This window comes from Faecalicatena contorta, from assembly GCF_021531995.1.
GTDB lineage: Bacteria > Bacillota > Clostridia > Lachnospirales > Lachnospiraceae > Dorea_A > Dorea_A contorta_A.
Map to the genome: position 1 here is coordinate 50,472 of NZ_JAFBIZ010000004.1, position 10,747 is coordinate 61,218.

Consider the following 10,747-nt stretch of genomic DNA (forward strand, 5'->3'; position numbering starts at 1 on the left):
TTTTCAACCCATTCTAACAGCGCTCAAATATACGTAATTTGGCACTTTTTGAACGACTATTATTTTCCATTTCTTCTGCTCCTGGCAGAATAGGCTTTCTGGTAACAATACTCCCCTTGGACACTTTCCCACATACACATACGGGAAAGTCCGGCGGACAGATACATGGATTCTCATTTTTCTTAAATGCACTCTTTACGATTCTGTCCTCCAGCGAATGGAATGTGATAATACACAACCTTCCACCCGGATTCAATATGTCTATCATATCATCCAATGAATCCCTCAGAACATCCAACTCCCTGTTCAATTCAATACGGATAGCCTGGAATGTCCGTTTTGCCGGATGCCCAGACTTTTTCTGATACTTCATTGGTATTGAGGCCCTGATAATCTCTGTCAGCTGGCCTGTAGTCTCGATTGGTCTCTTACCGCGTTCCGTCACAATATGCTTTGCAATATTTTTTGCAAATTTGTCCTCGCCATAGTCTCTGATTACGCGGTAGAGATCCATCTCTGAGTAGTCATTGACGATGTCCCTGGCTGTCATTTTCTGACGTGTATCCATCCGCATATCCAGAGGTGCATCTTCGCGATAGGAAAATCCACGTTCTGCCGTATCTAACTGATAAGATGATACGCCCAGATCAAGGATGATTCCGTCGACCCTGTCAATTCCTAATTCCCGGAGCCTTGACTTCATATCACAATAGTTGCTCCTGACTATTGTAACCTTCTCCCCGAAGTCTTTTAAGCGGTCGCCTGCCGCCTCGATTGCGGCTGCGTCCTGGTCTATTCCTACAATACTCCCCTTGTCACTGAGGCGCCTGCACACTTCATAAGCATGTCCGCCTCCACCAAGCGTGCCATCTACATAGATGCCATCCGGCCTGATGTTTAATCCATCAATTGTTTCATTCAGTAATACTGACTTGTGTTCGAATCCCATATCTTCTCCCTCTAGATACTGAATCCACTCGCTTCCATATCAGATGCAATATCTTCTATGTTAAGTTCCACTTCAGCATTCTTCTCTTCCCATCTTGCCTTGTCCCAGATCTCGGCACGCTTCCCCATACCGATAAATACGACTTCTTTGTCCAGATGTGCAAATTCCCTTAAAACAGAAGGAATCAATGTTCTCCCTTGCTTATCAAGGTCACCGTCTGTAGCACTTCCCTGGAAAAAGTATGCAAGAGCACGGGCTTTTTTATCCGTGGTGGTTGGTAAGGCGTTCAGTTTTGCTTCGAAGGTGTTCCACTCGTTTTCCGGATATACATAAAGGCAATTCTCCATTCCTTTTGTTATGACGAAATTCTCCCCTAGATCGTCACGGAACTTTGCAGGAATGATAAGTCTTCCCTTTGCGTCAATATTATGACTGTACTCTCCTTTCAACATTGAACTCACCCTCTTTCAGCGGTCTTCCACTTTCTTGCCACTTTGCTCCACTTCTCACCACTTTCTACCACTTGAAACCATTGTAAACTACTTTTTTATCGTTTTCAAGCCCTTTTTATAAAAATTGGCACAAAAAAAGAACCTTGCATTGCAAGATTCTTTTTCATTCTTATTATACTTTTCTTTTATTCTCCATCTGCCAATTCAAGTTCAGAAAGACTCTGACTCAATTCATCAAGTGCGGAATAATCAATTGCCACTTCTTCTTTCGGCTTCTTTGCCTGATATGACGAAAATGCGGAATATCCGAATCCTCCCACCAGCGCAACAGCAACCAAGGCGATCACACAACGACTTACCAGCTTCTGAATTCTGGCTTTTTTCATAATTTGCTTACGATTTGCTTTTTCTTTCTTATATCTGTCAACTTTTTCCTGACTCATAATATCCGGCTCCTTCTGTTCAATAACTAAAAGTTATTTTATCACAACTGCAGAAATTATACAACCACAATTATGCCTCCATCTGCCGCATACATACTGCTGATCCCGGCTGTGTCAAGGATGACCACATCCTTGAACACTGCTTTTGAAGCCAGCATCTCTTTGACTGCTTCTGCCCTCTCTCTGCAGTTACAGTGCGCTATCGCAAGAATCTTCTTCTCAGACTCTTTCAGATCGCTTACGATTTCATCCACCATTTTCACCAGTGCTTTTTTTATGCCACGCGCCTGAGAAAGCTGACGGATAGTTCCTTCCGGTGTTGCTCCCATGACCGGTTTGATATTCAATGCTGTTGCAACAACTGCTTTCAGCCCCTTTAATCTGCCGTTTTTCTTAAGAATATCCAGTGTCTCCAGTACAAAATATGTATTCTGGGAAGCAATATATGCTTCTACCGTATCAATCACTTCCTGGAAACTCATTCCGGCATCTTCACATTCTGCGATCTTCATGGCAATCAGCGTTTCCCCCACAGATGCCGATCTGGAATTAAATATATAGATATCTTTTTCTCCGTATTCTTCATGATACAGATTCTTTCCCAGCACAGCACTATTATAAGAACCGCTCAGCTCTGCTGACAATGTCACCGCATATACATGCTCTGCATCACAATGATAGCCTTCCATATATCTCTCAGGTGACGGACAGGAAGACTTCGGACATTCCTCACATTCCGTAACTCTTCTCAAAAAGTCAGCCTGGTCAAATGTTTCATCATCTATAATATGGTGTCCGCCAACTTCAATTGACAGGGACGCCGTTTCAAAACATCTAGACGACTTCATCCCGTCTGTCAGTTCTCCACAACTGTCTACGATAATCTTATACTTCATGTTCTTCCTCCCGATACATATTATCAACAATTTTATTTGTTGTTTTTAGTATCTATTTTATCTGGTTTTTAAAACTATATCCATATTACCATATTTATCTGGAAAAAGAAAGACTTGTATAAAATTCTCATTCAGCAATTTTTATTTTTCTGGATACCCCCAGTGCAATTCCCATTTCTGCCATCAAAAACAGTACCGATGTACCTCCGTAACTGATAAACGGAAGCGTAATTCCTGTTGTCGGGATCAGATTAATTACAACCATCACATTCAGAATCACCTGCAGTGCAATATGTCCGAATATACCTGACACAACCAGTGATCCGTACAGATCCGGTGCATTCTGAGCTATGAATAACAGCCTGTACAACAACATGCCAAAAAGTACCAGCACAATGATTGCACCAAACACGCCCAGTTCCTCACATATAATAGAAAGAATCATATCATTCTGCACTTCCGGGATAATCATCTTCTGCGCACTGTTACCAAGCCCTTTTCCCAAAAATCCTCCGGAACCGATCGCATACAGTGCCTGCATGATCTGATACCCTCCATCAGATGCATATTTTTCCGGATCCAGCCACACAAGGATTCTTCGAAGGCGGAAATTACCACTGGTTTCCATCGCCATTCCCAGGAGTCTTGCCCCCACAATTGCGGCTGTCACCCCGGTCACAGCCAGTATCACAAGCAGTTTGGTCTTCGGATGAACAACGAATATCATGATACAGGTTATTCCCATTACAATAATTGCAGTACTAAGATTATCTGTCAGGAACAGAACGCAGGCAGCGGAAAATCCTCCCCACATCACCACTCTTGCCATTCCCTGCAAAGTTGTTATTTCCTTTCCCATTGTACAGATCAGTATCGGAATAAACAGAATCACCGCAATCTTTGCAATCTCGGAAGGTTGAAGCTGTTGGTCAAACGGAAGCCTGATCCATCTCTTTGCTCCATTTACCTCTTTTCCCAGAGGTGTCTTTACGAGCAGCATCAGGAAAATTGATATATAATAGATTCCTTTTGCCCATTTTATGTAATAATGATAATCTATTTTTGCAACAATAAACATGCCTGCAAATCCGGCAACACAGAAGACAATCTGCCTTTTAAAATAGTGCATACTGTCTCCATAGTTGACCATTGCACTGTAAGCACTGGTGCTGTACAGCATAACCAGCCCGAAGCACACAAGACAGATCAGCACAGCAAGAAGACTGTAATCAAAAAAACGTATCTTTCCTGTTCCCGAACGTTTTACATTTGTTTTTTCATTGTTATTTGTTCTCTGGTTTTTCGCCATATTAATTACACTCCCATCTAATTCGTATCTATTATACTCATATATCTCCGCAAAAACAACCATCTCATTCACAACTTATGTGAATTTCCATACTATAATATTGCAAAGAATATTGAAAGGAGACGCAAAAATGCCTGCATATTGTTATTCCACACCCGACTATACGCATCGCGGCAGCGGTCATTCAAGATCCTCCATGCCGCCGCGTTCTTCTGCTCCCGCCACTCCCTGCTGTAAAGAACAGACTGCTTCCGATACGCTGAAATCTCTTCCGCTTGCTATGGCATACATTCCCTGGCAGCAATGGCGTTCATTATATGAGGCAGAAAAAGGATTCTTCCTTGGAACTATATTCGCAGAACTGAATATGCCATTTAAAGGGAAAGGGGGATGCTGTCGATGAACGAAAAAAAGCCCTGCCGCAAAGAACTGCTGGACTGGATCAATATTGTAAGCTTTGCTGTTGACGATACAAAACTGTTTCTTGATACCCACCCCTGTGATCAGGATGCCCTGGAATACTTTCATGAATTCAAATGCCAGCGTATTCAGGCGCTAAATGAATATGCAAAATACTATGGTCCACTTACACTGGATACTGCCGACAGCCAGACAGAACGCTGGAACTGGATCAATGAGCCATGGCCATGGCAGGAAGGAGGATGCTAATCAATGTGGAATTATGAAAAACGTCTGCAATATCCAGTAAAAATTACACAGACCAATCCCCGGATTGCTCAGGTCATTATTACGCAATTTGGAGGTCCGGATGGTGAACTCGCCGCTTCCATGAGATATCTGGCACAGAGATATACCATGCCTTATCGGGAGGTTACCGGGGTACTCACGGATATCGGAACAGAAGAACTCGCCCACATGGAGATCATCTGTGCCATCGTCCATCAGCTGACCAGAAATCTGTCCCCGGAGGAGATTGAAAAATCTGGTTTTGACAAATATTATGTCGATCATACTCTGGCACTCTGGCCTCAATCTGCCGGCGGCACTCCATGGACCGCTACTTACTTTCAATCCAAAGGAGATCCCATTACCGATCTCCATGAAGATATGGCAGCCGAACAAAAAGCCCGGACTACTTATGACAACATCCTTCGTCTGGTAAAAGATCCTGAGATCTGCGACCCCATCCGTTTTCTTCGTCAACGGGAAATCGTTCACTACCAGCGTTTCGGTGAAAGCCTGAGAATTGTCCAGGATCATCTTGACAGCAAGAACTTCTACGCAATCAATCCGGAATTCGACCCAAACTGTAAGTAAAAAAAACAGTCGATTCATAACAAAAACTCGTTATGAATCGACTGTCAATGTTTTATCTCAACAACATGAATGCGATCAGAGCAGCTACCACAACAATTGCAATTGCAAGAATAATGATCGGTGCTTTTGACATTCCCGGCTCGTCATCATCATCATAATCATCATCGATGTCATCATAAAGATCGTCCTCATACTCTTCTTTACGTTTCGGCTTCGGCACCGGTTTTGCCTTTTTCTTCTTTCTGTCATCTTCTACAGAAAGGAGCTCGTCATACGCATCGCGCATTTCTTTCTCACGCTTTTCCCGTACTTTCTTTGGCGGTATGTTAGAATATTTCTTTTCTTCTTCTTCAGTGCTCTCTGTCTTCTTCTGAGCCTTCTGAGGCATTTTAAATTTCTTTTTACAGTTATAGCATAACAGATAATTCGGATCTTTCTTTCCCGGCCGTAATTCCTGACCACATATTGGACATTTCATCAGAACCTGTCCCTCCTCACAATGTAATAATTTCGCTGACTATGCTGTATCCAGCATCCACATACATTGTAATTATACTACAACCAGATACAAATATCAAAAAAACTTTACATATTTTGAAAAAATTTTACCTCTGTTGTTCTCCCAGTGTCACTTCAACATCCTTCTTATCATACTCGCCATTTTTTCCCGGTATCTGTATCGTCAGAGTAACCTTTTCTCCTATTCTGTAGTACTGAAGCTGTTCCTGCAAAGCCTCCATACTGTCAACTGTTGTTCCATTAATGGCAGTGATGACAGACCCTTTTGTCAAACCGGCTTTTTCTGCACCTGTTCCTGAAAGCACTTCTGATATATATACACCCGTCGGCATATTATACATCTGAGCACTGTCATCTGTAACATCGACTCCCTTAATTCCGATATATCCTCTTTCTTCTTCTGCTACTTTCGTCTTTGTTTCCTGATTCATCAGATTTGTGATGATATCACTCGCATCAGAAATCGGGATTGCATATCCGATACCTTCTACCTGTTCCTGTGCTATTTTCGCAGAGTTGATACCGATCACTTCTCCGTTTGCATTCAACAGAGCACCGCCACTGTTTCCAGGATTGATCGCTGCATCAGTCTGAATAAGCTCACCGTCATAGCTTTCAATGGAACGATTCGTTGCAGAGATAATTCCGGTTGTCACAGACTGCCCATATCCCAGTGCATTTCCGATTGCGATTGCGGGTTCTCCTACCTGAAGTTCTGTAGAATCTCCCAAAGTTGCCACCGCAATTTTATCCATGGTAGAATCCTTGACGTTCTTCAGAGGAACTGCTACAACTGCCAGATCCTTATCCGGATTGGTTCCTTTGATATTCGCTTCTACACTTTCTTCATCTATAAAAGATACTGTAAGTGTATCACTACCCTCTACTACATGGTTGTTGGTCACAATCAGCAATTCGTCATCATTCTGTCCAATGATAATACCGGAGCCGGCACTCTCACTTTGCTGTTCCTGAATCCCGCCAAAGAAACTCTGCACCTGCTGAACACTCATACTGGTAATCGATACAACTGACGGCATTGTATTGCTCACAATTTGTGCAATGTCCGTCGTTACAGTCGTACCGGAAGAAGTCGTCAGCTTTGTGCTGTTCGCAGTTGTGGTTGTCTTTGCCTCTTTGTCACTTGCACCGGAAGTTGTCTCTTTTCCAGTAATCTTATCTGCAATGATATTGCTTGTCTGAAATGCTGCACTGGCAACCAGCCCAAAGATCAGTCCAAGACATGCAGCCTGTACCCATCTCGGTACTTTTCTTTTCTTTTTCTCTTCCGTTGGTTCTTCATAATTCATATTCTGACCTGAAGATTCCTGATCTGATGTATAGTAACTATATTGATTTTCCATATCTATGACCCCTTTCATCTTTCTATGTTTGTAGTGTACCGCGAAATTGTGATGAAAGTGTGATGAAAATGCAGAAATTAGGTGAAGAAAAAGAGTTATTTATATGTTTTCAGTTCTTCTCCGATATCGCTTCTGAACTGTTCCCATGCTTCCTCATTTTCGACAAAATATTTCGGACAATTTTTTCCTGTCACATCATAATGCCTGATTACATCCGTCTCTTTCAGATCAAACTTCAGACACAGCCATGCGCACAGTTCAACCATCGATTCATAGGTTTTATCATTGAATTTTCCTGTTACATCCGGATGACAGCATTCGATTGATACCGTATCATTGTTACGACCATTAGATGCATATGCCACCTCCCAGGTCGGAACGCACTGGATAATTTCTCCCTCCAGACCTATCACAAAATTACTGCTTACTTTCGTCTCATGTGTGTCTTTCAGACTTTCAAAATAATCTCTGTTATTCATTGCCGTCGCTCCGGGATTGGCCGTATAATGTACCACGACTCCAGTAATTTTTCCCGTCTCAATTCCCGGTCTTGAATAAGGATTCGTTGTCAGGAGATGAACCTCTATCTCCGGGCGATACCGCTCAATAGCATCTCCTTCATTTTCTGTATACTGGGCAGCAAATGTCTCTGATTTCACCAGTTTTACCACAACAGCCACAACCGTCAGAAGCAGAAGTATCATTATACCGATCCGCATATTTCTCTGATAAATCCTCTTTTTCCTGGACTTTGATATTTTTTTGCGGTTTGTTTGTTTCTTTTTTCTCATGTAAACTCTCCATTCAATTATCTGTTCTTATCCTAACACATACAGTCTGATAATTTTATGAAAAGTTACTTATGATTTTCTGAAGATCAGACAAACTTGTACACCGTTGTCGTCTCATATCTCTCTCCGTTTTTCAGCACCGGCCCTTCAAAATTCTCTTTGTGAATCGCATCCGGAAAATACTGTGTTTCAAAACATGCACCGCTTCTTTTCCCGTATACCGCTCCATCTTTTCCTTTCTCATTCTCCAGAAAATTGCCGGTATAGAACTGCATTCCCGGAAGATCTGTATATACTTCCATTGATATGCCAGTCTGTTTTGAATCCATAGCAGCTACCATGCGGAACCCTGTTCCATCAAGCACCCAGTTGTGATCGTACCCTTTACCGAATATCAAAGCTTCATACTCTTCTTCCACATCTCTGCCGATTGGCTTTTTCTTCCTGAAATCCATTGGAGTCCCGTCTACCGATACAATTTTTCCCGTCGGAATTGACTCTTCATCTGCTTCTGTATATGCCCCGGCACAGATCATTACCTCCTGATCCAGAACAGAACCCGAATCATGGCCGGACAGATTAAAATAGCTGTGGTTTGTAAGATTGATGATTGTATCCTGATCCGAAACAGCCTCATAATGAATCTTTAACTCCTGCTCTTCCGTCAGTTCATAAGATACCTGAATCTTCAGATTTCCCGGAAATCCCTGATCTCCATCCGGACTCAAAAGAGAAAATACCACTTTTGTATCATCTTCCTGTTCTGTTTTCCACTTTCTTTTATTGTAATAATCAATCCCTCCATGGAGCGTATTCTGATTATCATTCTTTGTCAGCCGATATTCTCTGCCGTTCAATTCAAAACCAGCGCCACCAATACGATTTGCAACGCGTCCAACCGTCGCACCGAAGTGGACGCCTCCCTGTTCGTATCCTTCCACAGTATCATATCCCAGCACAACATCCCGCAGAATATTATCCCGATCCGGAACCAGTATCTTTACCAGAGTCGCTCCAAAATCAGATACAACGACTTCCATCCCTTTCTTATTTTTCAGCGAATAACAGTTCACTTTCTCTCCTTTTGCCGTTTGATCAACGTTACAGATCATAATTCTCTTCCTCCTTCATATTACAGATTATCATCACAGAACTTCGTTTTACGCAAAAAGACCGGGGACTGTTGCAAAATATATTGTATATCCATGATGATATCTCTATATTTTGCAATGGTTCCCAGCCTGTTTTTAAACCTTATTCATCTACACTATAGTTCGGAGCTTCTTTTGTAATATGAATATCATGTGGATGACTTTCTTTCAATGATGCTGCGGAAATCTTTACAAACTTTCCATTCTTCTTCAAATCTTCAATTGTAGGAGTTCCACAATAACCCATACCAGAACGAAGTCCTCCCATCAGCTGGAATACTGTATCTTCCACAGATCCCTTATATGCAACTCGTCCCTCTACGCCTTCCGGTACAAGTTTCTTTGCATCTGACTGGAAATAGCGGTCTTTGCTTCCGTTTTCCATCGCTGCGATTGATCCCATTCCACGATATACTTTATATTTTCTTCCCTGGTATAATTCGAATGTTCCAGGACTTTCATCACATCCTGCAAAGATACTTCCCATCATACATACATTGGCACCTGCCGCAATTGCTTTTGTCATATCTCCTGAGTACTTGATACCGCCATCTGCAATGATTGGAATACCATACTTATCTGCAGCTTCATAACAGTCCATAACAGCAGAAATCTGCGGAACTCCGATACCTGCCACAACACGTGTTGTACAGATAGAACCAGGTCCGATACCAACCTTAACTGCATCTACACCAGCTTTAATCAATGCTTCTGTAGCTTCTCCGGTTGCTACATTTCCTGCGATCACCTGCAGATCCGGGAATTTGGACTTAACCATATCCACAGTACGGATTACATTTGCAGAGTGTCCATGTGCAGAATCCATTACCACAACATCGACTTTCGCATTTACCAGTTCCTGTGCTCTTTCCAGACAATTCGCAGTAATACCGATCGCTGCTCCACAGAGAAGACGTCCCTGCGCATCTTTTGCAGACAATGGATACTTGATCTGCTTCTCAATATCTTTGATTGTAATGAGACCCTTCAGATTAAAATCTTTATCAACAATCGGAAGTTTTTCTTTTCTTGCTTTTGCAAGAATTCTCTTTGCTTCTTCCAGCGTAATACCTTCCGGTGCTGTAATCAGACCTTCTGATGTCATAGATTCTTTTATCTTCTTAGAGAAATCTTCTTCAAATTTCAAATCACGGTTTGTAATAATACCAACTAACTTTCTTCCTTCTGTAATAGGCACACCAGAAATTCTGAACTTTGCCATCAGATTATTCGCATCTTCCAGTGTATTCTCAGGAGATAAATAAAATGGATCTGTGATAACACCATTCTCAGAACGTTTTACTTTGTCTACCTCTTCTGCCTGTTCCTGAATAGACATGTTTTTATGAATAATACCAATTCCACCCTGACGAGCCATTGCAATTGCCATGCGATGCTCTGTAACGGTATCCATTCCCGCACTCATCATCGGAATATTTAACCTGATCTTTTTTGTTAAATTAGTTGATAAATCTACTTGGTTTGGAATCACTTCTGAATACTGCGGCACTAATAGTACATCATCAAATGTAATTCCCTCTCCAATTATTTTTCCCATGATTACACCCTCTCTTTCTCTAAACACATTTTAATAT

At 42.0% G+C, this 10,747-nt stretch carries 13 protein-coding genes; 3 read left to right on the forward strand and 10 right to left on the reverse strand.

Annotation, left to right across the window (positions count from 1 at the left end):
* Positions 1-13: 13 nt before the first annotated feature.
* The 5 genes from rsmH to JQM82_RS01170 all read right to left on the reverse strand — a co-directional run bounded on the left by rsmH (position 14) and on the right by JQM82_RS01170 (position 4,049).
* Entirely contained in the window at positions 14-949 is a 936-nt protein-coding gene (gene rsmH, locus JQM82_RS01150) for a 16S rRNA (cytosine(1402)-N(4))-methyltransferase RsmH (protein ID WP_235248048.1), read from the reverse strand.
* Positions 950-960: 11 nt separating this feature from the next.
* On the reverse strand, positions 961-1,401 hold the full coding sequence (mraZ, locus tag JQM82_RS01155) for a division/cell wall cluster transcriptional repressor MraZ (protein WP_235248049.1): 441 nt from the start codon (positions 1,399-1,401) through the stop codon (positions 961-963).
* Positions 1,402-1,586: 185 nt separating this feature from the next.
* A complete protein-coding gene (locus tag JQM82_RS01160; protein ID WP_235248050.1) occupies positions 1,587-1,844 on the reverse strand; it encodes a hypothetical protein in 258 nt (85 codons plus the stop codon).
* 56 nt (positions 1,845-1,900) lie between these two features.
* Positions 1,901-2,740: a DegV family protein gene (locus JQM82_RS01165; RefSeq protein WP_235248051.1), complete on the reverse strand. Its 840-nt coding sequence runs from the start codon at positions 2,738-2,740 to the stop codon at positions 1,901-1,903.
* Between the two features lie 127 nt (positions 2,741-2,867).
* Positions 2,868-4,049 (reverse strand): FtsW/RodA/SpoVE family cell cycle protein, encoded by a 1,182-nt coding sequence (locus tag JQM82_RS01170; RefSeq protein ID WP_235248052.1) that lies wholly within the window; start codon positions 4,047-4,049, stop codon positions 2,868-2,870.
* A 130-nt stretch (positions 4,050-4,179) separates the two neighbouring features.
* Between JQM82_RS01170 and JQM82_RS01175 the strand changes: the two genes are divergently transcribed.
* Genes JQM82_RS01175 through JQM82_RS01185 form a run of 3 tightly spaced genes read left to right on the forward strand, consistent with a single transcriptional unit; the run spans position 4,180 to position 5,327 of the window.
* The gene (locus JQM82_RS01175) at positions 4,180-4,452 is read left to right on the forward strand and encodes a spore coat associated protein CotJA (RefSeq protein WP_235248053.1); all 273 of its coding nucleotides are present in this window, start codon (positions 4,180-4,182) and stop codon (positions 4,450-4,452) included.
* Positions 4,449-4,718 carry a spore coat protein CotJB gene (locus JQM82_RS01180; protein ID WP_235248054.1) on the forward strand — a complete coding sequence of 90 codons (270 nt, stop codon included), beginning with the start codon at positions 4,449-4,451 and terminating at the stop codon, positions 4,716-4,718. Before JQM82_RS01175 ends, JQM82_RS01180 begins: the two co-directional genes overlap by 4 nt.
* A gap of 3 nt (positions 4,719-4,721) precedes the next feature.
* Positions 4,722-5,327: a manganese catalase family protein gene (locus JQM82_RS01185; protein WP_235248055.1), complete on the forward strand. Its 606-nt coding sequence runs from the start codon at positions 4,722-4,724 to the stop codon at positions 5,325-5,327.
* A 52-nt stretch (positions 5,328-5,379) separates the two neighbouring features.
* Here JQM82_RS01185 and JQM82_RS01190 read toward each other — a convergent pair whose 3' ends face one another.
* The 5 genes from JQM82_RS01190 to guaB form a co-directional block, all read right to left on the reverse strand.
* Complete coding sequence (locus JQM82_RS01190; RefSeq protein WP_235248057.1) at positions 5,380-5,805, reverse strand: hypothetical protein; 426 nt, start codon at positions 5,803-5,805, stop codon at positions 5,380-5,382.
* A 127-nt stretch (positions 5,806-5,932) separates the two neighbouring features.
* The gene (locus JQM82_RS01195) at positions 5,933-7,210 is read right to left on the reverse strand and encodes a S1C family serine protease (protein ID WP_235248059.1); all 1,278 of its coding nucleotides are present in this window, start codon (positions 7,208-7,210) and stop codon (positions 5,933-5,935) included.
* A 95-nt stretch (positions 7,211-7,305) separates the two neighbouring features.
* Positions 7,306-8,001 (reverse strand): N-acetylmuramoyl-L-alanine amidase family protein, encoded by a 696-nt coding sequence (locus JQM82_RS01200; RefSeq protein ID WP_235248060.1) that lies wholly within the window; start codon positions 7,999-8,001, stop codon positions 7,306-7,308.
* Between the two features lie 86 nt (positions 8,002-8,087).
* A complete protein-coding gene (locus JQM82_RS01205; protein ID WP_235248061.1) occupies positions 8,088-9,113 on the reverse strand; it encodes an aldose epimerase family protein in 1,026 nt (341 codons plus the stop codon).
* A 142-nt stretch (positions 9,114-9,255) separates the two neighbouring features.
* The gene (gene guaB / locus JQM82_RS01210; RefSeq protein ID WP_235248062.1) at positions 9,256-10,710 is read right to left on the reverse strand and encodes an IMP dehydrogenase; all 1,455 of its coding nucleotides are present in this window, start codon (positions 10,708-10,710) and stop codon (positions 9,256-9,258) included.
* Positions 10,711-10,747 lie beyond the last annotated feature (37 nt).